Here is a 21,703-nt window from a genome sequence, read left to right as displayed (position 1 = left end):
TTGGAACAAAAAGAAGAAAGCGCCATGTCCCGCCTAGCGGGAGGCGCTTTGCTTTCGCCGCTTGGTTTGTTCGCGTTGATAGGCATTGAGCAACGTGTCAAGTTCTTTGCTGATTTTCATGGCCGCCGCCGAGTTTAACCCCGTTTTGGCCACCGTGTCGACAAGCTCCATCCGCTTTTGTTCAATCAAGGTCAACAATTTGCATTTCGGCACGAATCGACCGTCCTTTGCTTGAAGTATTGTGTATGGTGCTTTATACTATTTTATCAGTGAACGCAAAAATGGAAAATAGAAAAATTGACCAGGAACAATGAGAAACGTGTTACGGGAAGAAGGAATTCTGCTAAAATAAAAAGTAAAAAAGCAGGGGCTGGTTCACCAATGAATGATCTCAATCTATTTTTAGCGTTCGGCGCCGGGTTTTTGTCGTTTATTTCCCCGTGCTGCTTGCCGCTTTATCCGGCGTTTTTATCGTATATCACCGGCGTGTCGGTCAGCGAGTTGAAAGAGGAAAACGCGATGCTGAACCGCCGCAGCTTATGGCATACGCTTTGCTTTTTGCTCGGCTTCTCGCTCATTTTTATCTCGCTTGGCTTTGGCACCTCGCTTCTTGGAAGGCTGTTTGTTGATTATCAAGATGCGATCCGGCAAATCGGCGCGGTCGTGATCGTCGCTCTTGGCCTCGTCGTCGCCGGGCTGTGGAAGCCGGCGTTTTTGCTGAAAGATCGGCGCATTTCGTTTCGTGAACGGCCATCGGGATATGTCGGCTCCGTGCTGATCGGCATGGCGTTTGCCGCCGGTTGGACGCCGTGCATGGGGCCGATTTTGGTGGCGGTTGTCGCTCTAGCCGCCACCAACCCGGGCTCAGGAATGATGTATATGCTTGCTTATACGCTTGGATTTGCCGTTCCGTTTTTCATGTTGTCGTTTTTTATCGGCAAGCTGCAATGGATCCGCCGCCATAGCGCATCCATCATGAAGGCGGGCGGCTATGTCATGGTGGCGATGGGCGTCGTTTTGTACTTTGACTGGATGACAAAGCTGATTGCTTATACGACAAGCTTGTTTGGCGGATTTACTGGTTTTTAGCGGCGATGGAGCCGCCCTTTGTGCGGCTGTTGTTGGAGGAATATCGTTGAGGAGAGGGCGATGGAAAGATGGCTGCCATTTTAATTGCTGACGATGCGAAGTTTATGCGGGTAACGCTGGCGCGCATACTGGAAAAAACGGATCACACCGTAGCCGGTGAGGCGGAAAACGGCAAAGAGGCGGTCGAGCTGTATCGCCGGCTGCGCCCCGATCTTGTCATCATGGACATTACGATGCCGGTCATGAATGGGATTGAAGCGGTGCGGGCGATTAAGGAGATCGATCCCGGGGCGAAAATCATCATCTGCTCGGCGCTCGGGCAGCAGCGTATGGTCGTTGAGGCCATTGAAGCCGGAGCGGCTGACTTCATCGTCAAGCCGTTTGAAGAAACCCGCGTGCTCGAGGCGATTGCCCGTCTTTTGTAAGCGGGCTTTGGCTTCGTACGGCATAGGAAGGCGCCGGCTTATGACCGCTGGAAAACAGCTGACTGCGTTCCTCTTGGCAAGCGAGAGGGATGAAGCGAGCGCGATGTTTGGCGAAGGCGGGGGCGGCTGGAGAGGGCGGTAGGCAAGCGGAGCGGTTTTTGCTATAATAGCGTTGTCCGTGAATTTTGTCGGAAGAAGGTGATGGCTTTGGCGTTCATTACATCGCTCATCGCCGTTGTGATGGCGTTTTTCATCTTTTTTGTGCGCATGAAGGCGTCGGAAAAGCCGACGAATGCCAAAAAAATTATTTTGCCGCCGCTGTTTATGAGCACCGGGGCGCTGATGTTCATCGATCCGGTCTTTCGCGTTACGCGCGGGGAGCTCATCGAAGCGGTCATTCTCGGCCTGTTTTTCTCGCTGTTTCTCATTAAAACGTCAAAATTTGAAATCCGCGGCAGCGATATTTATTTGAAACGCTCAAAATCCTTTATTTGGATTTTGCTCGGGTTGATTGTCATTCGTCTTGGCTTGAAAACGTATTTAGGACGAACGATCGACTACCGCCAGTTAAGCGGCATGTTTTATTTGCTCGCGTTTTCGATGATCGTCCCATGGCGGATTGCAATGTACGTTTCGTATAGAAAGCTGGCGGCGCAGCTGAAACCGCCAGTGCTGACATAAAGAGCTGTCCCGCTGATGGACAGCTCCCTTTTTTGTTGCGCCAAGCCGCTTCACTTCGCTTCCCTGGAATTGTCCCGCAGACGGAGCTGAAGTCGTCGGTCCCGGCCTAAAAAGCTGCTTGTTTGGGCCGCTTTTTCCATGCTGAAACAGACGAAAGCCGCCGGTCAGCCTTAGACGAAAGGCGGAACGTCAGCGGCTTTCCAATAAATGTTTATAAGGGGCGAGATCGATGTTCTTCGCCTGCAATGTCCGGATCAAAAACTTATGGTCGCGCTTGGGGGTTGCGATGATATAGCCGCGGATCAGCAAGTCGCGTGTGATGCGCGGCGCCTGTTCCTTGAGCGCAAGCTCGCCGATTTTGCCGGCGATCTTTTGCCGCGCGACGTCGCGGAACAATTCCGGCACAGGGCGAACCAATTCCTCAAGCAGCGCTTTTTCTTCTTCCCCCCATAGATGACGCGTCTGTTCAATGTAATATTCCTGCCAGTCGAGCTCCGATTTCCCATCTTCTTTCGGCAGCCGCTTCAAAAACTTGCGGAACATGAAAAAGCCGCCGATCGACATCATGACAAGCAAAAAGACGACCCAAAGCAAAATAAACCAAAGAAACCATCCGGTCAGCACGATCCCCACCCCAACATGATGATCAACTGTTTTTGCCATAGGCAAGATTCGTCTACTATTATGTCGAAAAGCTTGCTGTTTGGCAAGTTTCAAACAGCGGCTTGTTACGAAGCGTAACGCAACTGTAATGCAACTGTAAAAAAGCTTGTCCCACCTTACAGCGCCAATGGATTGAAAGCCGCCGGCCGCTTTGTATGGAAAAGATATACAGTGACGTTCCCTTCTTTGCCTGCTAATCTAGTAAACAAAGAAAAAAAGCCAAAAGGCAACGATGAGGGGGATGCGCAGAGTGAAAGTGAAAAAGACGATTGCAGCGCTCACGATCATTTGCTGTATGGCGTTAAGCTCTCATGGGCTGTCGGCGGAAGCGGCTGGCTCGTATACATACTATCAAGTGAAAAAAGGGGATACGTTGTCGAAGATCGCCAAACAATATCATACTACGGTTGCTTCGTTAAAGTTGTTAAATCACTTAAAAAGCGATGCCATTTATGCCGGAGAAAGGCTGAAAGTGCCGGCTGCGGCGAAACGATCGGCTTCGGCGCCGGCAAAGAAGAAATCGATCTCATTAAGCGCCGCTGACCGGAAGCTGCTCGCCCAGCTTGTGCAAGCGGAGACCGGTTCGAGCGAGCCGTTTGCCGGCAAGGTGGAAGTGGCGCTTGTGATTTTAAACCGCACAAAGCATCCGGAGTTTCCAAAGACGGTGCGCGGCGTCATTTATCAAAAAACGAAATCCGGCTATGCGTTTGTGCCAGCCAAAACGGGGAAATTGACCCGCATTCAGCCGACCAAGCAGGATTACGAGGCGGTCGACAAGGCGCTAGCCTTATTCCCAAACGATCGCCGCGGCTCGCTTTATTTCTACAATCCGAAAATCACCAAAGACAAATGGATGTTGTCGCGCCCGGTGACGATTCGCATTGGGCACCATGTCTTCGCGAGATGAACGGGGTCGAATAAGGCCTCGTTCTTTTGTTTTGTGCATAGCGGCGGGCAGCCGGTGGTGACGCTTCTGATGGTGCATGCCCAAGATCATTTAATGACGGCGATCACGGTCAAGGATTTAGCCGCTGAATTCGTGGAGCTGTATGAAGCGCTCAAGCGGCAAACAACCGAATCATAATTGTCGTCGGCCGGCTTGTTGACCGGGTGAGGATGATTCGCTTCAACGGGAATGAACCCAAGGCGGGCGGCAACGGGCTGTTCTAGCGACCGCCCGCTTTGTTGATTTTACAATAATTTTATTATGTGAACATAAGGGCGCCAGCCGTTCAGCCCTCCCGGCTGCCGCCGGTCTCGGCTGAACGGAGAAGGAAAACTCCGCTTGTTTGCGTCACATATCGTGGCTTGTGTTGTGCTTTTGCCGCGTGTGATTGCGGTTCTTCACTTTTTTCGAACCGTCAAGCGGCTCCGGCTGCCCAGGATTGTCGCCTTTTGGGGCGTTTTTGCGCATATCTTTGCCGTCGTTTTTGTTCGTCATTTGTTGTCCCTCCTTTGTCCGTTAGCATGCGGCGTTGTGCTTTCGCTTATTCGGCGCATAATTTGCGCCCGGTTTGAAACGATAAGTAGTGAACGACCGCAATGACTGCGAAGGAGGGACGAGCCATGGTTTACCATAAAACGAAGCAAGAGGCGTTTCAAGCAGCGCAAAAGGCGACGATGGAAGCGAAAGAATGGCACGATCACTTGGTGCGTGATCAAGCCGACTACGGCCACCAGCTGGCCCATCTTCGGCAAGAAGTAAACGAGGCGTTCGCCCAAATTGAAAACGCGCTCGAAGTTGCCTCGGAAACGCAGCGCGTGCAGCTCGAAAAATTCCGCAGCGATTTGCAGGCGATCGTTGACGAAGTCAATGAAAACGAGTAAGGGAATGCCGGCGGCGGACATTCCCTTTTTTCATCCTATTTCGCGCAGGAGACTCCCACTTCAACGACCAAAGGGAGTAAGTGGGAGAGGAATGCGCGTTCCCCCCTTTCTTTTGTGTATGATATAATAAAGGCGTGGAGAAAACCGTTCAATAAAGGCACTCCAATCACGGCTACTCGATGTATGGAGTTGGTTACAGGAAACGTTGTAACCGTAAAACATCGAGCATAGGTCCGTCTGTTGTGTGTGGAAGCCAAGTACTGCCAACAGACACACCGAGAGAATCGGTAACGATGCAGGCATGACCTGCGTCGTTGGGTAGTCGTCAACCTGCCCCCTGATGCAACCCCAAGTCAAGGAAGGAGGACGAAGTCCGTTTGCACTTCTGGGGAGTTGCAAGCCCCCACTTCAAGCGTTAGCTAAGTGGGGGTAGTTGACGCTATGGCAGTCCGGGATGGCGGAATGGCCGCCACGCTATTGGTTCTTTTTTCGTTTTTTGTTGTTTTGCCGCTGCGCTTCGGTCAACGGTTCGTTGGAAAATTCTTCATTGTAGCCGGCGCCCATCCCTTGCGCTTTTGCAGCGTTCATGCCAGGGATCACGTGGTTTGCTTTTCGCTTTGCCATTCGTTTCACCTCCGCTTCTAGTTTGCGACGAAACGGGCGCCTTATTCCTCTTTTGCCGCGGTAAGGAAGTAATATGGCGAGACATTGGAAATCATTATTTACAACTTGTGCTGTTCTATAATAAGATAAAGTCGTGCCGAACTTTATGGGGATTGGGAGAATTCATGCTATTTTTTCGACTTTTGTGCGAAAAAATAGTATAGTATTATTATGAAGTGAAGGATTATGAAGTGAAGGGGGTTATACATATGGCGAAACAAGATGTGTTCAACACCCGCTCTTCATTCGAAGTCAACGGTAAAAAATACAATTATTACCGTTTGCAAGCGCTTGAAGAAGCGGGCATCGGCCAGGTGAGCCGCCTGCCGTACTCGATCAAAGTATTGCTTGAATCGGTGCTCCGCCAAGTCGACGGCCGCGTCATCACGAAAGAGCACGTCGAAAACTTGGCGAAATGGGGAACGCCGGAAATGAAAGACATCGACGTGCCGTTTAAGCCGTCGCGCGTCATTTTGCAAGACTTCACCGGCGTGCCGGTTGTCGTCGATCTGGCTTCGATGCGCAAAGCGATGGCCGATTTGGGAGGCGATCCGTACGAAATCAACCCGGAAATTCCGGTCGATCTCGTCATCGACCACTCGGTGCAAGTCGACCGCTACGGGTCAGACGATGCGCTGGAGTACAACATGGATTTGGAATTCAAACGGAACGCCGAACGGTACAAGTTTTTGAAATGGGCGCAAAAAGCGTTTAACAACTATCGTGCCGTTCCGCCGGCAACGGGGATCGTCCACCAAGTGAACTTGGAATATTTGGCAAGCGTCGTTCACGCGGTCGAAGGGGAGAACGGCGAGTACGAAGCGTTCCCGGATACGCTTGTCGGCACGGACTCGCATACGACGATGATCAACGGCCTCGGCGTCCTCGGTTGGGGAGTCGGCGGCATTGAAGCGGAAGCCGGCATGCTCGGCCAGCCGTCGTACTTCCCGGTGCCGGAAGTCATCGGCGTCCGCCTGACAGGCAAGCTGCCGGACGGAGCGACGGCCACGGACTTGGCGCTTAAGGTGACGCAAGTGCTCCGGAAAAAAGGCGTCGTCGGCAAATTCGTTGAATTTTTCGGACCAGGAGTAGCGACTTTGCCGCTTGCCGACCGGGCGACGATTGCCAACATGGCGCCGGAATACGGGGCAACGTGCGGCTTCTTCCCGGTCGACGCTGAAGCGCTTGACTATTTGCGCTTGACCGGCCGCGACGAACATCACGTTCAAGTCGTCGAAGCGTATTGCAAAGCGAACGGTTTGTTCTACACGCCGGATGCACCGGAGCCGGTGTTTACGGATGTGGTGGAAATCAACTTGTCGGAAATTGAAACGAACTTGTCTGGCCCGAAACGGCCGCAAGACTTGATCCCGCTCTCGAAAATGAAACAGTCGTTCCGCGACGCGGTGAAAGCGCCGCAAGGCAACCAAGGCTTTGGCTTGACGGAAGCGGACTTGGAGCGGGAAATTACGGTCGAGCTGAACGGCGAACAAGTGAAATTAAAAACGGGCGCTGTCGTCATCGCGGCGATCACAAGCTGTACGAACACGTCGAACCCGTACGTGCTTGTCGCCGCTGGTTTAGTGGCGAAAAAAGCGGTCGAAAAAGGCTTGCAAGTGCCGAAATACGTGAAAACGTCGCTCGCGCCGGGCTCGAAAGTCGTCACCGGCTACTTGCGTGACTCGGGGCTGCTTCCGTATCTGGAACAGCTCGGTTTCAACATTGTCGGCTACGGCTGCACGACATGCATCGGCAACTCAGGTCCGCTTGCGCCGGAGCTCGAAAAAGCGCTCGCGGAAAGCGATCTGCTCGTGACAAGCGTCCTGTCCGGCAACCGGAACTTTGAAGGCCGCATCCACCCGCTTGTCAAAGGCAACTATTTGGCATCGCCGCCGCTTGTTGTCGCCTATGCGCTCGCCGGCACGGTCGACATTGACTTGCTTAACGAGCCGATTGGCAAAGACAAAGACGGCAACGACGTCTATTTCCGCGACATTTGGCCGTCGATGGAAGAAGTGAAGAATGTCGTCAAGCAAGCGGTCGATCCGGAACTGTTCCGCAAAGAATATGAGCGCGTGTTCGACGGCAATCCGCGCTGGAACGCCATCGAAACAACGGATGAGCCGCTGTACCAATGGGATGAAAACTCGACGTACATTCAAAATCCGCCGTTCTTTGAAGGCTTGTCGCCGGAAGTGCGCAAAGTTGAACCTCTCACCGGCTTGCGCGTCGTCGGCAAGTTCGGTGATTCGGTCACGACTGACCATATTTCGCCAGCTGGGTCGATCGGCAAAAACACGCCGGCAGGCCAATATTTGATCTCGAAAGGCGTCGAGCCGAAAGATTTCAACTCGTACGGTTCGCGGCGCGGCAACCATGAAGTGATGATGCGCGGCACGTTCGCCAACATCCGCATCCGCAACCAAATCGCGCCGGGCACGGAAGGCGGCTATACGACGTACTGGCCGACCGGCGAAGTGATGTCGATGTACGATGCGTGCATGAGATACAAACAAGACGGCACTGGGCTTGTCGTCATCGCCGGCAAAGACTACGGCATGGGCAGCTCGCGCGACTGGGCGGCGAAAGGGACGTTCTTGCTCGGCATTAAAACGGTCATCGCCGAAAGCTTTGAGCGCATCCACCGCTCGAACCTCGTTTTGATGGGCGTCCTGCCGCTGCAATTTAAAGAAGGCGAAAATGCGGAGACGCTCGGCTTGACGGGTAAAGAAGTGTTCGACATTCACATCGATGAAAACGTCAAACCGCGCGATCTCGTCAAAGTGACGGCGACGAACCCGGATACGGGTGAGAAGAAAGAATTTGAGGTCATCGTCCGCTTTGACAGCGAAGTCGAAATCGACTACTATCGCCACGGCGGCATTTTGCAAATGGTGTTGCGCGAAAAATTGGCGAAAGTGAAACAATAACGACAAAAAGCAGGCTCCCATATCGGGAAGCCTGCTTTTATTTTGTGTTGAGCTTTTTCGCTGCGTTCTCAAGCTTGCTTTTTGGATCCGGGGTGAACGTTCCGTCTTGGCCAAAGCCTTGCGGGTTGACGCCCGGCGCCTTCGTGCCGCGGTTTCGGCCGCCGTTTTTGGTCATTGCTCTCACCTCCGCTCTTTACGGATAGTATGGCCACCCTTGGTCAAAATATAAGCAAAGGAGGAAAGCTTCACTGTTTTTCGCTAAGAGCAATCGTTGCGGCTACGATGGGATGTTCCGCTTTTCCCGCCACCGTCTGCCCCAGAGGCGCATGCTTGGCAGTTCGGCGAAAATCATGCCGGCCAAAATCGCAGCGCCGCCAAGCCAGGCCGATGGCGACAGCCGCTCTCCAGCCCAAAGGTAGGCGGTCAAAGCGGCGAACACCGGCTCCATGGCGAAAATCAGCGCGACATGGGCGGGAGTCGTATATTTTTGCACCGCCGTTTGGATGAGAAACGCCGCGGTCGTCGCCAACAACGATGTCACAGCGAGCGCCCCCCATACTTCCGGACGGCGGAGCACCGCCATATTCCACATTTGCGCGGCGTCTTCAAACCAAAAGGCAAAGAAGAAACAGAGGATGCCGACGGTAAAAATTTGCACCATTGTCAACAGCATCGTCGAATACTGAGAGGAATAGCGGCCGGTGACGATAATGTGCATGGCAAAGGAAACAGCACAAAGAAAGACAAAGAAATCGCCCTGATTGAACGACAGCTCCGCTCCCCCTGTCAGCCAATACAGGCCGAACGCGGCAAGTGCCGCTCCAACGACCGCATTCACAGACGGTTTTTGCTTTAAAATCAAAAAGGAAAACAATGGAACGAGCACAACGCTCAGTCCGGTAATAAAGCCGGCTTTCGAGGAAGTGGTATACAACAGTCCGATCGTTTGGAATGCGTAGCCGCAAAACAGCCATAGCCCCATCCACGCCCCAGCGCCGATGACTCGCCATGACAACTGGCCGAAGAGTGGGCGGGAAGCGGCAGCGATCCAAGCGAGAAGCAACAAGCCGGCCAAACTGAAGCGAACGGCGTTAAACGACAACGGCTCCAAAAACGAAATGGCATTTTGGACGACGACGAACGTCGCCCCCCAGACGAACGTCACCATTAGCAGACTCAGATCGGCTATGGTTTGACGCTTCAATTCGAATCCTCCCTCTTCATATGCTTGCGCCCCATCTCATTTTGGGTGCTAGCCGCTAGTGTACCACAAGTAGGCCGAAAAAGATAGATATTTTGGAAAAAAGATGGGCGCCTGCGGCAAAATGGTTGATACAAGAAGAAATTGCGCATAATATTAGGTAATGAACAAGGGCGCAAGTGTGGTAAAATAAAAACCAGCTCCGATCATCGCCACGCGGAAGGGTGACAATGCGTTGGACGTACAAATCCACTGGACGTATATCACGCCGAAAAAACAAGAGGCGTTTCTTGTCTCCGATTGGGTCGATGCCAAAAAGGCGCTCGCTTTGGCGGATGATTTTGAAAAAACCGGGCGGACGAAAACAGTGGAGTTCATCGATCGAAACGGCACGGTGTGGTCAAAAAAAGAGCTGCAAAAGCTGCTTGAGGAGATCGCCGGCGAGCCGCATGAGATCGTTGTGTATTTCGACGGCGGCTTTGACCATGAAACGTCCCAAGGCGGCGCCGGCGCGGTCGTATACTATAAGCAAAACGATCATCGCTACCGGTTGCGCGCCAACAGCCGGCTCGGCGAAATCAAATCCAATAACGAGGCAGAGTATGCGGCGTTTTGGTTTGTCATGCAGCTGCTCGAGGAACTTGGTGTTCATCATTTGCCGGTGACGTTCCGCGGCGACTCCCACGTCGTGTTAAAGCAGCTGTCCGGCGATTGGCCGTGTTTTGAGGACGATTTCAACATCTGGCTTGACCGCATTGAAGCGAAAATGCGCGAGCTTCACATCGAACCGGCGTACGAGCCGATTTCGCGCAAACAAAATAAAGAGGCGGATTCGCTCGCCCGCCAGGCGCTTGAAGGGCAGATCATCACAAGCCGAACGGAATTGACAGGGAAAGGGTAAGGTCGTATGGGAAAGAAGCGGAACCGACGCAAAGAAATATTGGACCAAATCGCTTGGCTGGAGGAAACGTACTGCGATGGCTGCTTTTTAAAAAGCACGTTCCGGAAAGAGTACGGCAAAACGTACGCCCAATCGTTTTGCATCCAGCAATGCACGGTCGGGGAACAAATGCGGCAGTACGGGGAGATGCTTCTATCAGCGCCGCCGCGTTCGCGTCGGTAATGAAGGAATTTTTTTCAAGAGGCGGTTGGTGCGGGCGATAGGAGCCCCAATCTGCGCTTTCGCGGGCCTGGGGCGGTGCCGGCTGCGACCAGGCAAGCTTTGGCGTTTGAACGGAGGAAGCGGATGCGCTGCGAAGGCCGGTGATTGACAGAACATACGTTTTAACATGGAGAAACCTCAAAAGCAGTTCTTCTTTTCACTCCAAAAGGAAATCGCTGTTTGTCCTCCGCCTTAATAGATGCAATTTTTACTGAGCATTGGATCGACCGTCGAACGACCGAACAAACACCGCTTTCAGCCCCATGTATGGGTCTGAGAAGCGGGTGGTTGTTCGATCGTCCGTCACGCCAAGGCGTGACGGAGGCAAGCAAAGGCTTGCCCTCGACAGTCGAAAAATTGATAAGTGTCTTTTCTGTCAAAGAAAAGATATGTTAAACGTTTTGGTTGCATCTATATAGATGCAATTTAAAGCTTTAACATTTTTCGTTTTTACCGATCATTTCATCCGACTGTCGAGTGACCGAACAACACCGCTTCCAGACCCATGAATGGGTCTGGAAGCGAGTCGTTGTTCGGTCTTCCGTCACGCTAAAGCGTGACGGAGGCAAGCCATAGGCTTGCCTTCGACAGTCAAAAATGGATGAGCCACTTTTCCGTCAAGGATATGTTAAACGATTTCGTTGCATCTATATATATCGTTTTGCTGTTATTGCCGCGCCTCGCGAAGCTGGTGTTCGGCGCGGGCCAATGTTTGTTCGCAACGGGCGAGAAAATCACCGTCGACGCCCGTTGCTTCTTGGCGGGCGCGCGCAAGTTGGTCGCGGGCGTTTTTCACCGCTTGTTCGGCATGGCGAAGCATCTCGGGGTCGAGCTGCATCGTCGCCTGGCCGACCATTTTCTCCGCCGTCTCGACGAACATTTCCACTTGCTTTAAGTCGTTGTATCCCGTATGTACGTCGGCATCGCGTCTGGCCATATGAACACCTCCCTTTTTTTATTGTTCGCCGCTTGGTTGAATCTATGCAAATCGCAATGAAAAAGCACCCTGCTTAAGCAGGGTGCCTCTCGTGTGCGCCCGGCATGGGTGCAGTCTATAGGGTGAAAGTCCCGAACTGCGAAGGCAGAAGTAGCAGTTAGCTTAACGCAAGGGTGTCTGCGGCGACGCAGAATCTGAAGGAAGCGGGCGGCAAACTTCCGGTCTGAGGAACACGAACTTCATAGGAGGCTGGGTATCATTGGGTGAGTTTGCACGACAAAACGAAGCCCTTTCTGCCGAAGGTGATACCGAGTAAATGAAGCAGATGGATGGAAGGAAAGACTGCACTCTTACCCGGGGAGGTCTGTCCGGGAAGCCAAGTGCGCTTGGCAACCGTTGGAGCGATCCAACGCTGAACGGACAGAAGTCAGCAGAGGTCATAGTACCCGTCTAGCTTAGATAGAAGGGGAAGGACCGAACCATGAAGGAGAACGGCCACTAGGCGTTCATCTTCTTTGATGAAGCAGATAACCCGAAAGGGCCTGCTTGAGGGGGGAAATGGTGAAGTCCATGGGGAACCTCAAGAGGGTGGAGAAGAAGATGGCACAAATAGAACGGACCGTTCACGTAGAGAGGAAGAATCGGAATGTGGATGAAACAGGTAATGTCACGAGAGAATCTCCTGCGAGCACTCAAACAAGTGGAAAAGAATAAAGGGTCCCATGGAACCGATGGAATGTCCGTCAAAGACCTGCGAAGACACCTCGTGGAACATTGGGACGCGATACGGCACGCTTTAGAAGAAGGGACCTACGAACCTTGCCCGGTCCGACGGGTCGAAATCCCGAAACCGAACGGAGGAGTCAGGTTACTAGGAATCCCGACCGTGACAGACCGGTTCATCCAACAGGCCATCGCCCAAGTGCTCACGCCGATCTTTGACCCATCCTTTTCGGAACACAGCTACGGGTTTCGTCCCGGTCGAAGAGGACACGACGCGGTGAAAAAGGCGAAGCAGTATATTCAGGAAGGATATACATGGGTGGTAGATATCGACTTGGAAAAGTTCTTTGATCGAGTCAACCATGACAAACTGATGGGGATATTAGCGAAACGAATTCCAGACAAAATCCTCCTAAAGTTGATACGGAAGTATCTACAGGCAGGGGTCATGATCAACGGGGTGGTCATGGAAACACAAGAGGGGACTCCACAAGGAGGGCCGCTCAGTCCACTCCTGTCCAACATTCTCCTGGATGAGCTGGACAAAGAATTGGAAAAACGAGGGCACAAGTTTGTACGGTATGCGGATGACTGCAATATCTACGTAAGGACGAAGAAGGCCGGGGAACGGGTGATGAAATCGATCACGGCATTCATCGAAAAGAAACTCCGGCTGAAAGTCAACGAAACCAAATCGGCAGTGGATCGTCCGTGGAGGAGAAAATTCCTCGGTTTTAGCTTCACCCCAAGTAAGGAGCCAAAAATCCGAATTGCAAAGGAAAGCATTCGGCGCATGAAGCAAAGGATACGCACCATGACGAGCCGATCGAAACCGATTCCCATGCCCGAACGAATCGAACAGCTCAATCAATACATTCTGGGATGGTGTGGATACTTTTCGCTAGCAGAGACCCCAAGTGTGTTCAAAGAACTAGATGGATGGATTCGACGAAGGCTGCGCATGTGCCAATGGAAAGAGTGGAAACTTCCGAGAACCAGAGTCCGAAAACTGCAAAGTTTAGGAGTGCCCAAGCAGAAAGCATATGAATGGGGAAACACTCGGAAGAAATATTGGAGAGTGGCCGCCAGTCCCATCCTGCATAAAGCCCTTGGCAACTCCTATTGGGAGAGCCAAGGGCTGAAGAGTCTTTATCAACGATATGAATCTCTGCGTCAGACTTAATGGAACCGCCGTATACCGAACGGTACGTACGGTGGTGTGAGAGGACGAGGGTTAGTCACCCTCTCCTACTCGATTCCGCTCCCGTTCTCTCGTCTATGTCAACGAAGTCTTATAATTTGACAACGTTCGCTGCTTGCGGTCCGCGGTTTCCTTGGACGATTTCAAACGAAACTTCTTGGCCTTCTTCTAACGTTTTGAACCCTTCACCTTGGATCGCCGTGAAGTGGACGAATACGTCGGAACCGCCTTCCACTTCGATGAAACCGTAACCTTTTTCGTTGTTAAACCATTTTACTTTACCACGTTGCATAATACTGAATTCCTCCTAATACCTTTAGCCTGTTCGGCTAACCTCAAGATTTTTATCAAATAACAAAATATACTTCACAGCCATCCAAGATGCACCTTCATGTTGAATGCCTGAAATATATTCTGTTATATGATGACTTTACTATACACTACCGCGGGTGGCCGCGTCAAGCAAAAGAAAGGAAATTTCCGAAAAAATTGTTTGCCGGCCCGAAAAACAATGCGTTGAAAAGGAAAACGGGCCGCTGGGGGAGAAAATAGTCATGAGCGGGCCACAACGCCCATACATTGGAATAGGAACGACAAAAAGGGGGAGAGCGGATGTACCGCGGAAAAATCGCGGGAAAAGAAGTGATCGTCCGGTTAGGGAGCCGGGTCAGCCGCCGTTATTTCAGCGACAATAAAATTTACCACATGGTTCTTTCGTACGGAGAGTCGGCGTTTCGCAAAGGGCAGGATATGTTTTGCATCTATAATGACCGCGTCGGCTTGATTGTCGCGGAAGTCGAGCAACAGGACGTCCCGGTCATTCGAATCGATTACATTATCGAAAACGAAAATGTGTACGAATAACCAATTGACAGCGGAAGGCGAATGCGGTAATCTCGAATGTAAGCGGTAACAAAACAAGCCGCATTCGTCCCTGTTTCTCCCAGGGGCAGACGTGCCGCGCCAGCATCGTCTGTTTATTTTTTGGCTCGCGTTGAAACAAGCGGCTTCGTTTTTTCGTATGATGATATGACAAGAGAGACAAAGAGGTGACTACGGTGTTATTGCGCAAAATGATGTCAAGAGTCGGAGTCGGGTCGGCGCACGTCGACTTGATCTTAAATAAATCGTTATGGCGCCAGGGGGAAATGATTCAAGGGATCGTCCACATTTACGGCGGAACGGTGGAACAAAGGATCGAGCGGCTCGATGTGGAGCTCGTGCAAAAAACAATCGAAAACGGCAAGGAGCTGGATGCCATTGTCGCCGTCATTCCGGCGGCCGGAGCGTTTTGGATCAAGCCGAGCGAGAAAAAGGAAATCCCGTTTTCCTACATGATTCCAGAAACCTTGCCGCCATCGCGCCCCGGCCGGTCGTACCGGTTCATCACCCGCCTTCATATCGAAGACGCGGTCGATACGCTCGACTTCGATTACGTGCAAATTTTGCCGAAGAAATAGGTTGACAGCGTTTTCAACGGATGATATGCTAAAAGCAAGTTAATAACGTTGTGGTGGAGAAGCGGAGACCCACACATATTCCTCGTTGCTTAGCGGGGAAGTGTGTGGGTTTTTGTTTTTCCACCCAACGGCTAACCCTCCGGAGGGGCCGCCCAAGCAGGAAATAGCAGAGGAAATCACGAATGAAAAGGGGGAAGAGAACAAATGTCGCCATTTTTAGGGGAATTCATCGGCACGGCACTGCTCATCATTTTCGGCGCTGGTGTGTGCGCCGGGGTCAATTTAAAGAAATCATATGCGGCCAATTCGGGCTGGATTGTCATTACGATGGGGTGGGGGCTGGCGGTGGCCGTGGCCGTATACGCTGTCGGCCGGTATAGCGGCGCCCATCTCAATCCAGCGCTGACAGTGGCATTGGCCATAAGCGGTGATTTTCCATGGAAAGATGTCCCTGGCTATGTGTTGGCACAAGTACTTGGCGCTATGGTTGGGGCTGCCGTCGTCTATCTCCACTATTGGCCGCATTGGAAGGAAACAGACGACCCGGGTGTCAAGCTTGGCGTGTTTGCGACGGGTCCGGCAGTGCCGAATACGGCTGCCAACTTGCTTAGCGAGATCATCGGAACGTTTGTGTTGGTTTTGGCCATCTTGGCCATTGGCGCCAACAAATTCGCTGATGGGCTCAATCCATTTATCGTTGGTTTTTTGATCGTGGCGATTGGACTGTCGCTCGGCGGTACGACGGGATACGCCATTAATCCGGCCCGAGACTTTGGACCTCGCTTAGCCCACTTTTTGTTGCCAATCCCAGGGAAAGGGTCATCGAATTGGGCGTATGCGTGGGTGCCGATCGTCGGACCGCTGCTTGGCGGCGCGTTAGGCAGTTTGGTCTATAAAGCCGTTTTCTTGGGAAAACCGACAGGCGCATTATGGGGAGTGCTGGCGGCAACCGCAGTCGTTTTGGCGGCGGCGAAGATGGCAAAAGGAAAAACAACCAGCGCCGCAAGCCGCCGTTCTCTCTAGTTGGCGTACCGGGTTTGTAAGCAAATAAAGGTGAAGGGGGAAGAATGTCATGAATCAATACATTTTAGCCATCGACCAAGGCACAACGAGTTCGCGCGCGATTTTGTTCAATCAAAAGGGCGAAATCGTCCATATGGCGCAAAAAGAGTTTACGCAATATTTTCCGCAGCCCGGCTGGGTCGAGCACAACGCCAATGAAATTTGGGGATCGGTGCTTGCGGTCATTGCCAGCGTCTTGTCCGAGGCGCAAGTGAAGCCGGAACAAGTGGCGGCGATCGGCATTACGAACCAGCGGGAAACGACGGTTGTGTGGGAGAAAGACACCGGCAACCCGATTTACAACGCCATCGTCTGGCAGTCGCGGCAGACGGCCGGCATTTGCGATGAACTGAAAGCGAAAGGGTATGACCCGCTATTCCGCGAAAAAACCGGCTTGCTTATTGACGCCTATTTTTCCGGGACAAAAGTGAAATGGATTTTGGACCATGTCGAGGGGGCGCGCGAACGGGCGGAGCGAGGAGAGCTGCTCTTTGGCACGATTGATACGTGGCTCATTTGGAAGCTGTCCGGCGGCCGCGCCCATGTAACCGATTACTCGAACGCGTCGCGCACATTAATGTTTAACATTCATACGCTCGAGTGGGATGACGAGCTGCTTGCGATTTTAAACGTGCCAAAGGCGATGCTTCCTGAGGTGCGCCCGTCCTCGGAAGTATACGCGAAAACGGTTCCGCATCATTTCTTCGGCGTGGAGGTGCCGATCGCGGGAGCCGCGGGCGACCAGCAGGCGGCTTTGTTCGGCCAGGCGTGCTTTACGGAAGGGATGGCGAAAAATACGTACGGCACCGGCTGCTTTATGCTGATGAATACGGGGGAAAAAGCGGTGCAATCGAAACACGGGCTGCTCACAACGATCGCCTGGGGAATTGACGGCAAGGTTGAATACGCCCTTGAAGGCAGCATTTTCGTCGCCGGTTCGGCCATTCAATGGCTGCGCGACGGCTTGCGGATGATCAAAACGGCGGCTGACAGCGAAGCGTACGCCGAAAAAGTCGAGTCGACCGACGGGGTGTATGTCGTACCGGCGTTCGTCGGGCTTGGCACGCCGTATTGGGACAGCGAGGTGCGCGGGGCGGTGTTTGGCCTCACGCGCGGCACAACGAAAGAGCATTTCATCCGGGCCACCTTGGAATCGCTCGCTTACCAGACAAAAGATGTGCTCGCCGCCATGGAAGCCGATTCCGGCATCTCGCTGACCACGTTGCGCGTTGACGGCGGGGCGGTGAAAAACAATTTCCTTATGCAATTCCAGAGCGATTTGCTTGCCGTTCCGGTCGAACGTCCGGTTGTGAATGAAACGACGGCCTTGGGTGCGGCGTATTTGGCCGGGCTGGCGGTCGGCTACTGGAACAGCCGAGATGACATCGCCGCCCAATGGCAGCTCGAGCGCCGGTTTGAGCCGAAGATGGATGACGACAAGCGAACGATGCTCTACGATGGCTGGAAAAAAGCGGTGCGGGCGGCGATGGCGTTTAAATAACTATAGGGAACAAAGCAATAATCGATCGTGAATGGGCGGCCGCGGTCAAGCTGTGTCCTTTTCCACTTTTTTGTTCATTGCTTAGGCAGATGTTCCTTTCGTGGAGCATCTGCTTATTTATTGTCCAAAAAATAGTGGTTGAAACTGAGCTGTAGTTCACAGTCATGTTTTTCTATGAGGTATAAGACTGGAAAGGAATCAAAAAATTTACTGATATTTTTTCTATAAATATTGAATTTACGAAAAAAAATGATAGAATATTATCTGGATATTATATATAGTCTAAAATTTAGTAATACTAACAAAAGGGAGAAGGACACATTGGCAAAGCAAACGTTATTGGAAATTGAGGAGCTGCGAGTCTCTTTCCGCATCGGTGATGACTATTATGCGGCGGTCGACGACGTTTCGCTGGCGATCGGGGAGAACGAAGTCGTCGCTCTCGTCGGGGAGTCGGGTTGCGGCAAAAGCGCACTCGCTTTGTCGATTATGGGTCTCCACCCGCCCGAAAAGACAAAAATTGAGGGGCGCCTGCACTTTAAAGGGACAAATTTGCTGTCGCTCTCCGTTGCCGAACTCAATCGCATCCGCGGCAAAGAAATCGGGATGATCTTTCAGGATCCGTTAACGGCGCTCAATCCGCTCATGACGGTCGGCCGGCAGATCGAAGAAAGCATGGATTACCATCTGCGGCTGTCAGCAGCCGAAAAAAAAGAAGCGAACGATCGGCTTGCTTCGCAAAGTCGGCATTCCGGAGCCGGAAAAGGTGTACTACCGTTATCCGCACGAGTTGTCCGGGGGGATGCGGCAGCGGGTCGTCATCGCGATCGCCATCGCCTGCGAGCCCGCCCTGCTCATCGCCGATGAACCGACAACGGCGCTTGATGTGACGATTCAGGCGCAGATCATAGGGCTGCTCAAAGAGTTGCAGCGGCAAATGAAAACGAGCATTATTTTAATCACGCATGATTTGGGGGTGGTGGCGGAAATGGCGGACCGTGTGGCGGTCATGTATGCTGGGGAAATCGTTGAGTTAGCGGACGTCGATACCATTTTTCACCGTCCGCTTCATCCATACACTCGCTCATTGTTGCAGTCGATCCCGTCTGCGCAGACGAAAAAGGAACGACTCCACGTCATCCAAGGGATCGTTCCGCCGCTGCATAAACTGCCGCGGCGCGGCTGCCGCTTCCAGCCGCGCATCAGCTGGATTGGGGCGGATAAGCACGAATCGGATCCGAAGTTGCGGGAAGTGGAGCCGGGGCACTGGGTGCGTTGCACATGTTACCAACATTTTTATTTTCCCGATGATCAAACGGTAGGTGGAATCGGCTATGGCGCTTCTTAACGTCAACCATTTGAAAGTATACTATCCGGTGCGCGGCGGTTTTTTTCGCCGGGTGGTCGACCATGTCCGCGCGGTGGATGATGTCAGTTTCACGCTGAACAAAGGGGAAACGTACGGGCTCGTCGGCGAGTCCGGCTGCGGCAAGACGACGACAGGGCGCACGATTATCGGTTTGATTCGCGCCACGGCCGGGGAAGTGCTGTTTGAAGGGACGGATTTGACAAAGCTTCGTCGCCGCGAGTTTCATCCGTATCGGAAAGACATCCAGATGATTTTCCAAGATCCGTATTCTTCGCTCAATCCGCGCAAACGTGTGCTCGACATTGTCGCCGAGCCGCTCCGCAATTTTGAACGCCTGTCCCCGCAAGAGGAGCGGCAGAAGGTGCAATACGTTTTAGAGCGGGTCGGCTTGAGCGCGGAGTCGATTTACAAATATCCGCATGAATTTTCCGGCGGACAGCGCCAACGCATCGGCATTGCGCGGGCGCTCACGCTCAATCCGAAGCTCATCATCGCCGATGAGCCGGTGTCGGCGCTTGATGTGTCGGTGCAGGCGCAAGTGTTGAATTTCATGAAAGAAATCCAGCAGGAGTACGGGCTGACGTATTTGTTCATCAGCCATGATTTAGGGATCATCCGGCATATGTGCGACCGCATCGGCATTATGTACCGCGGCCGGCTCGTGGAGGAAGGGACGAGCGAGGAGATTTTTACGAATCCTCAACATATTTATACGAAACGTCTGCTCTCCGCCATTCCGAACGCCGATCCGCGCGAACGCGGCCGGCAGGAGGCGCTTCGCCGCGAAGTGGAAAAAGAATATGAGCAGTCGTATTCCCGCTATTTTGATGAAAACGGCCGGGCTCACCCGCTCAAGCCGATTTCGCCGACGCACTCGGTGGCCATTCCGTAAAGAGGGGAAGACGGGAAGATGCTGAAATTTATTTTACGGCGAATCCTCATTATGATTCCGCAATTGTTTTTGCTGAGCGTCCTCATTTTCTTACTGGCGAAGGCGATGCCGGGCGATGCGCTGACGGGGCAGCTGGCGGCCAACCCGAAAATGGATCCGCAGACGCTTGAGGAAATGCGGGAAAAACTTGGCTTGAATGATCCGGTACATATTCAATACATCCGTTGGGTGAAAAACATGCTGCAAGGGGATCTCGGCCTTTCCTATACCCACCAGCAGCCGGTCACTGATCTGCTGGCCGGACGGATCGGGAATACGGTGTTGCTGTCGGCGGCGATTTTAATTTTGACGTACCTGATTGCCATTCCGCTTGGCATCGTGTCGGGGCGATGGACAGATACATGGGCTGATAAGCTGATCGTCGGCTACAGCTATCTCGGGTTTGCCACGCCGCTGTTCATTTTTGCTTTGATCATGCTGTTTATTTTCGGCTTTCACCTTGGCTGGTTTCCAACCGGCGGCAGCGTGGACGTTCAGGTCGAGGAAGGGACGCTCGCTTACTATTTAAGCAAATTGAACCATCTCATGCTTCCGGCGTTGTCGGGAGCGCTCATCAACACGGTCGTTACGATTCAATATTTGCGCAGCGAAATCGTCGATACGAAAGTGAAAGATTTCGTGAAAACGGCGCGGGCGAAAGGCGTGCCGGAGCGGCACATCTATTGGCGCCATATTTTGCGCAATTCGTTTTTGCCGATCGCGGCGTTTTTAGGGTATGAGATCACCGGGCTTGTCGGCGGTTCCGTGTTTTTGGAGTCGATCTACAGCTATCCGGGGCTTGGCCAGCTGTTTTTGCAGTCGATTATGCAGCGGGATTACAGCGTCGTGACGGCGCTCGTCATGATTTCCGGCCTGGCGACGCTGGTGGGCACGCTGTTGTCGGACATCATTTTGAGTGCGGTCGACCCGCGCATCCGGATTGAGTAGGGAAGGAGGAAGGCAGCTGACATGAAAGCGGAAATCAGCGGCCCAACGCCGGCCGGAGCGAACATCGAGAAAAGCCCTTCCGCCTTTTCGATCATGTGGCGGGAGGTGGTTCGGGATCGGCTCGCGCTTGGTTCGCTCATCATTTTAGGAATCCTTTTGTCGATCGTCTATGGCGTGTCGCTCTTTTTGGATCAAGAGGAAATCGTGAAAGTGGATTTTCTTTCCATCTATTCTCCGCCGTCAGCGGAACACTGGCTTGGCACAGACTACGGAGGGCGCGACGTGTTTGGCCAGCTCATCATCGGCGCCCGCAATTCGTTTACGATCGGACTGGCCATTACGCTCATCACTGGGGCGATCGGCCTCATTGTCGGATTGGTGGCCGGCTATTTCGGCGGCTGGATTGACAATGTCATTATGCGCATCATCGATTTCATTCTCGTTCTGCCGTTTTTGATGCTCGTTATTGTTTTTGTCGCCATTGTGCCTAAATATAATGTATTGACGTTCATTTTGATCATGAGCGCGTTTTTGTGGACGGGCAAAGCCCGGCTGATCCGCGCCAAAACGCTGGCCGAGCGCGAGCTGGATTATGTCAGCGCGTCAAAAACGCTCGGCACGCCAGATTGGAAAATCATTATTTTTCAAATTTTGCCCAACCTCAGCTCGATCATTATCGTCAATTTGACGTTAAATTTGGCGGGCAACATCGGCATCGAGTCCGGGCTCACGTATCTTGGCTTCGGGCTGCCGGAGAGCACGCCGAGCTTAGGGACGTTGGTCAGCTATGCGACCAACCCGGATGTTTTGCAAAACAAATGGTGGGTTTGGTTGCCTGCGTCATTGCTTATTTTAGTGATGATGCTGTGCATAAATTTCATCGGCCAAGCGCTGAAACGTGCGGCTGATGCAAGACAACGACTAGGATAA

At 52.7% G+C, this 21,703-nt stretch carries 24 protein-coding genes and 2 pseudogenes; 18 read left to right on the top strand and 8 right to left on the bottom strand.

The genetic code is table 11. The features are described from left to right. Nucleotides 1-33: 33 nt before the first annotated feature. The gene (locus ACVX3G_RS13730; protein ID WP_011230836.1) at nt 34-213 is read right to left on the bottom strand and encodes an aspartyl-phosphate phosphatase Spo0E family protein; all 180 of its coding nucleotides are present in this window, start codon (nt 211-213) and stop codon (nt 34-36) included. A 168-nt stretch (nt 214-381) separates the two neighbouring features. Here ACVX3G_RS13730 and ACVX3G_RS13725 point away from each other — a divergent pair, with 168 nt between their 5' ends. The 3 genes from ACVX3G_RS13725 to ACVX3G_RS13715 all read left to right on the top strand — a co-directional run bounded on the left by ACVX3G_RS13725 (nt 382) and on the right by ACVX3G_RS13715 (nt 2,195). Then, a complete protein-coding gene (locus ACVX3G_RS13725; protein WP_011230838.1) occupies nt 382-1,089 on the top strand; it encodes a cytochrome c biogenesis protein CcdA in 708 nt (235 codons plus the stop codon). Between the two features lie 68 nt (nt 1,090-1,157). Further along, entirely contained in the window at nt 1,158-1,514 is a 357-nt protein-coding gene (locus ACVX3G_RS13720) for a response regulator (RefSeq protein WP_011230839.1), read from the top strand. Nucleotides 1,515-1,715: 201 nt separating this feature from the next. Next, nucleotides 1,716-2,195 carry a CcdC family protein gene (locus tag ACVX3G_RS13715; protein WP_020278238.1) on the top strand — a complete coding sequence of 160 codons (480 nt, stop codon included), beginning with the start codon at nt 1,716-1,718 and terminating at the stop codon, nt 2,193-2,195. Between the two features lie 189 nt (nt 2,196-2,384). Here ACVX3G_RS13715 and ACVX3G_RS13710 read toward each other — a convergent pair whose 3' ends face one another. Further along, nucleotides 2,385-2,819, bottom strand: coding sequence for a DUF2621 domain-containing protein (locus tag ACVX3G_RS13710; RefSeq protein ID WP_011230841.1), 435 nt, complete (start codon nt 2,817-2,819; stop codon nt 2,385-2,387). A 271-nt stretch (nt 2,820-3,090) separates the two neighbouring features. Between ACVX3G_RS13710 and ACVX3G_RS13705 the strand changes: the two genes are divergently transcribed. Further along, the gene (locus ACVX3G_RS13705) at nt 3,091-3,765 is read left to right on the top strand and encodes a cell wall hydrolase (RefSeq protein WP_031206444.1); all 675 of its coding nucleotides are present in this window, start codon (nt 3,091-3,093) and stop codon (nt 3,763-3,765) included. 42 nt (nt 3,766-3,807) lie between these two features. Next, nucleotides 3,808-3,942: pseudogene (locus ACVX3G_RS13700) on the top strand (PTS lactose/cellobiose transporter subunit IIA); the annotation flags it as partial. A gap of 210 nt (nt 3,943-4,152) precedes the next feature. On the opposite strand, the gene ACVX3G_RS13695 reads toward ACVX3G_RS13700, so the two are convergent. Continuing rightward, nucleotides 4,153-4,299 (bottom strand): small acid-soluble spore protein P, encoded by a 147-nt coding sequence (locus ACVX3G_RS13695; RefSeq protein ID WP_011230843.1) that lies wholly within the window; start codon nt 4,297-4,299, stop codon nt 4,153-4,155. A 125-nt stretch (nt 4,300-4,424) separates the two neighbouring features. On the opposite strand from ACVX3G_RS13695, the gene ACVX3G_RS13690 reads away from it, so the two are divergent. After that, nucleotides 4,425-4,685, top strand: coding sequence for a hypothetical protein (locus ACVX3G_RS13690; protein ID WP_011230844.1), 261 nt, complete (start codon nt 4,425-4,427; stop codon nt 4,683-4,685). Between the two features lie 474 nt (nt 4,686-5,159). Here ACVX3G_RS13690 and sspO read toward each other — a convergent pair whose 3' ends face one another. Continuing rightward, nucleotides 5,160-5,309 carry a small acid-soluble spore protein O gene (gene sspO, locus ACVX3G_RS13685; RefSeq protein ID WP_008879509.1) on the bottom strand — a complete coding sequence of 50 codons (150 nt, stop codon included), beginning with the start codon at nt 5,307-5,309 and terminating at the stop codon, nt 5,160-5,162. 248 nt (nt 5,310-5,557) lie between these two features. Between sspO and acnA the strand changes: the two genes are divergently transcribed. Beyond that, nucleotides 5,558-8,278 carry an aconitate hydratase AcnA gene (acnA, locus tag ACVX3G_RS13680; RefSeq protein WP_014195516.1) on the top strand — a complete coding sequence of 907 codons (2,721 nt, stop codon included), beginning with the start codon at nt 5,558-5,560 and terminating at the stop codon, nt 8,276-8,278. Nucleotides 8,279-8,315: 37 nt separating this feature from the next. Here acnA and sspL read toward each other — a convergent pair whose 3' ends face one another. Continuing rightward, nucleotides 8,316-8,453: a small, acid-soluble spore protein L gene (gene sspL / locus ACVX3G_RS13675; protein WP_011230846.1), complete on the bottom strand. Its 138-nt coding sequence runs from the start codon at nt 8,451-8,453 to the stop codon at nt 8,316-8,318. Nucleotides 8,454-8,555: 102 nt separating this feature from the next. Next, the gene (locus tag ACVX3G_RS13670; protein WP_011230848.1) at nt 8,556-9,482 is read right to left on the bottom strand and encodes a DMT family transporter; all 927 of its coding nucleotides are present in this window, start codon (nt 9,480-9,482) and stop codon (nt 8,556-8,558) included. 232 nt (nt 9,483-9,714) lie between these two features. On the opposite strand from ACVX3G_RS13670, the gene ACVX3G_RS13665 reads away from it, so the two are divergent. Both ACVX3G_RS13665 and ACVX3G_RS13660 read left to right on the top strand, forming a co-directional pair. Then, nucleotides 9,715-10,380, top strand: coding sequence for a ribonuclease H family protein (locus tag ACVX3G_RS13665; protein ID WP_014195518.1), 666 nt, complete (start codon nt 9,715-9,717; stop codon nt 10,378-10,380). A 6-nt stretch (nt 10,381-10,386) separates the two neighbouring features. Then, entirely contained in the window at nt 10,387-10,602 is a 216-nt protein-coding gene (locus ACVX3G_RS13660; protein ID WP_011230850.1) for a zinc-finger domain-containing protein, read from the top strand. A gap of 706 nt (nt 10,603-11,308) precedes the next feature. On the opposite strand, the gene ACVX3G_RS13655 is transcribed toward ACVX3G_RS13660, so the two are convergent. After that, on the bottom strand, nt 11,309-11,578 hold the full coding sequence (locus tag ACVX3G_RS13655; RefSeq protein ID WP_011230852.1) for a DUF2564 family protein: 270 nt from the start codon (nt 11,576-11,578) through the stop codon (nt 11,309-11,311). 646 nt (nt 11,579-12,224) lie between these two features. Between ACVX3G_RS13655 and ltrA the strand changes: the two genes are divergently transcribed. Next, on the top strand, nt 12,225-13,484 hold the full coding sequence (gene ltrA, locus ACVX3G_RS13650; protein ID WP_011230853.1) for a group II intron reverse transcriptase/maturase: 1,260 nt from the start codon (nt 12,225-12,227) through the stop codon (nt 13,482-13,484). Nucleotides 13,485-13,593: 109 nt separating this feature from the next. Here the strand turns inward: ltrA and cspD are convergent, their stop codons facing one another. Continuing rightward, the gene (cspD, locus tag ACVX3G_RS13645) at nt 13,594-13,794 is read right to left on the bottom strand and encodes a cold-shock protein CspD (protein ID WP_003251474.1); all 201 of its coding nucleotides are present in this window, start codon (nt 13,792-13,794) and stop codon (nt 13,594-13,596) included. Between the two features lie 320 nt (nt 13,795-14,114). Here cspD and ACVX3G_RS13640 point away from each other — a divergent pair, with 320 nt between their 5' ends. From ACVX3G_RS13640 to ACVX3G_RS13605, 8 genes and pseudogenes are all read left to right on the top strand, one after another. After that, the gene (locus tag ACVX3G_RS13640) at nt 14,115-14,366 is read left to right on the top strand and encodes a hypothetical protein (protein ID WP_014195521.1); all 252 of its coding nucleotides are present in this window, start codon (nt 14,115-14,117) and stop codon (nt 14,364-14,366) included. A 194-nt stretch (nt 14,367-14,560) separates the two neighbouring features. Then, complete coding sequence (locus ACVX3G_RS13635; protein ID WP_014195522.1) at nt 14,561-14,962, top strand: sporulation protein; 402 nt, start codon at nt 14,561-14,563, stop codon at nt 14,960-14,962. A gap of 204 nt (nt 14,963-15,166) precedes the next feature. Beyond that, nucleotides 15,167-15,985, top strand: a complete 819-nt coding sequence (locus tag ACVX3G_RS13630; protein WP_020756086.1) for an MIP/aquaporin family protein — start codon at nt 15,167-15,169, stop codon at nt 15,983-15,985. A gap of 49 nt (nt 15,986-16,034) precedes the next feature. Further along, nucleotides 16,035-17,525 carry a glycerol kinase GlpK gene (glpK, locus tag ACVX3G_RS13625; RefSeq protein ID WP_013523471.1) on the top strand — a complete coding sequence of 497 codons (1,491 nt, stop codon included), beginning with the start codon at nt 16,035-16,037 and terminating at the stop codon, nt 17,523-17,525. Between the two features lie 321 nt (nt 17,526-17,846). Next, a pseudogene (locus tag ACVX3G_RS13620) lies at nt 17,847-18,873 on the top strand (ABC transporter ATP-binding protein). After that, on the top strand, nt 18,860-19,786 hold the full coding sequence (locus ACVX3G_RS13615; protein ID WP_014195524.1) for an ABC transporter ATP-binding protein: 927 nt from the start codon (nt 18,860-18,862) through the stop codon (nt 19,784-19,786). Before ACVX3G_RS13620 ends, ACVX3G_RS13615 begins: the two are co-directional and overlap by 14 nt. Nucleotides 19,787-19,804: 18 nt before the next feature. Beyond that, nucleotides 19,805-20,773: an oligopeptide ABC transporter permease gene (opp4B, locus tag ACVX3G_RS13610; RefSeq protein ID WP_014195525.1), complete on the top strand. Its 969-nt coding sequence runs from the start codon at nt 19,805-19,807 to the stop codon at nt 20,771-20,773. 21 nt (nt 20,774-20,794) lie between these two features. After that, nucleotides 20,795-21,703 (top strand): ABC transporter permease, encoded by a 909-nt coding sequence (locus ACVX3G_RS13605; RefSeq protein ID WP_014195526.1) that lies wholly within the window; start codon nt 20,795-20,797, stop codon nt 21,701-21,703.

This window comes from Geobacillus sp. PLS 41 (assembly GCF_056494105.1).
The sequence above is the reverse complement of the archived record's forward strand: the minus strand, read 5'-3'. Positions and strand labels throughout refer to the sequence as shown.

Coding starts and splice junctions, on each gene's coding strand:
- cspD (WP_003251474.1), bottom strand. CDS start 13,794: ATGCAACGTGGTAAAGTAAAATGGTTTAACAACGAAAAAGGTTACGGT.
- ACVX3G_RS13695 (WP_011230843.1), bottom strand. CDS start 4,299: ATGACGAACAAAAACGACGGCAAAGATATGCGCAAAAACGCCCCAAAA.
- ACVX3G_RS13690 (WP_011230844.1), top strand. CDS start 4,425: ATGGTTTACCATAAAACGAAGCAAGAGGCGTTTCAAGCAGCGCAAAAG.
- ACVX3G_RS13725 (WP_011230838.1), top strand. CDS start 382: ATGAATGATCTCAATCTATTTTTAGCGTTCGGCGCCGGGTTTTTGTCG.
- ACVX3G_RS13660 (WP_011230850.1), top strand. CDS start 10,387: ATGGGAAAGAAGCGGAACCGACGCAAAGAAATATTGGACCAAATCGCT.
- opp4B (WP_014195525.1), top strand. CDS start 19,805: ATGCTGAAATTTATTTTACGGCGAATCCTCATTATGATTCCGCAATTG.
- ACVX3G_RS13640 (WP_014195521.1), top strand. CDS start 14,115: ATGTACCGCGGAAAAATCGCGGGAAAAGAAGTGATCGTCCGGTTAGGG.
- ACVX3G_RS13705 (WP_031206444.1), top strand. CDS start 3,091: ATGAGGGGGATGCGCAGAGTGAAAGTGAAAAAGACGATTGCAGCGCTC.
- glpK (WP_013523471.1), top strand. CDS start 16,035: ATGAATCAATACATTTTAGCCATCGACCAAGGCACAACGAGTTCGCGC.
- ACVX3G_RS13630 (WP_020756086.1), top strand. CDS start 15,167: ATGTCGCCATTTTTAGGGGAATTCATCGGCACGGCACTGCTCATCATT.
- ltrA (WP_011230853.1), top strand. CDS start 12,225: ATGTGGATGAAACAGGTAATGTCACGAGAGAATCTCCTGCGAGCACTC.
- acnA (WP_014195516.1), top strand. CDS start 5,558: ATGGCGAAACAAGATGTGTTCAACACCCGCTCTTCATTCGAAGTCAAC.
- sspL (WP_011230846.1), bottom strand. CDS start 8,453: ATGACCAAAAACGGCGGCCGAAACCGCGGCACGAAGGCGCCGGGCGTC.
- ACVX3G_RS13615 (WP_014195524.1), top strand. CDS start 18,860: ATGGCGCTTCTTAACGTCAACCATTTGAAAGTATACTATCCGGTGCGC.
- ACVX3G_RS13720 (WP_011230839.1), top strand. CDS start 1,158: ATGGCTGCCATTTTAATTGCTGACGATGCGAAGTTTATGCGGGTAACG.
- ACVX3G_RS13715 (WP_020278238.1), top strand. CDS start 1,716: ATGGCTTTGGCGTTCATTACATCGCTCATCGCCGTTGTGATGGCGTTT.
- ACVX3G_RS13605 (WP_014195526.1), top strand. CDS start 20,795: ATGAAAGCGGAAATCAGCGGCCCAACGCCGGCCGGAGCGAACATCGAG.
- sspO (WP_008879509.1), bottom strand. CDS start 5,309: ATGGCAAAGCGAAAAGCAAACCACGTGATCCCTGGCATGAACGCTGCA.
- ACVX3G_RS13655 (WP_011230852.1), bottom strand. CDS start 11,578: ATGGCCAGACGCGATGCCGACGTACATACGGGATACAACGACTTAAAG.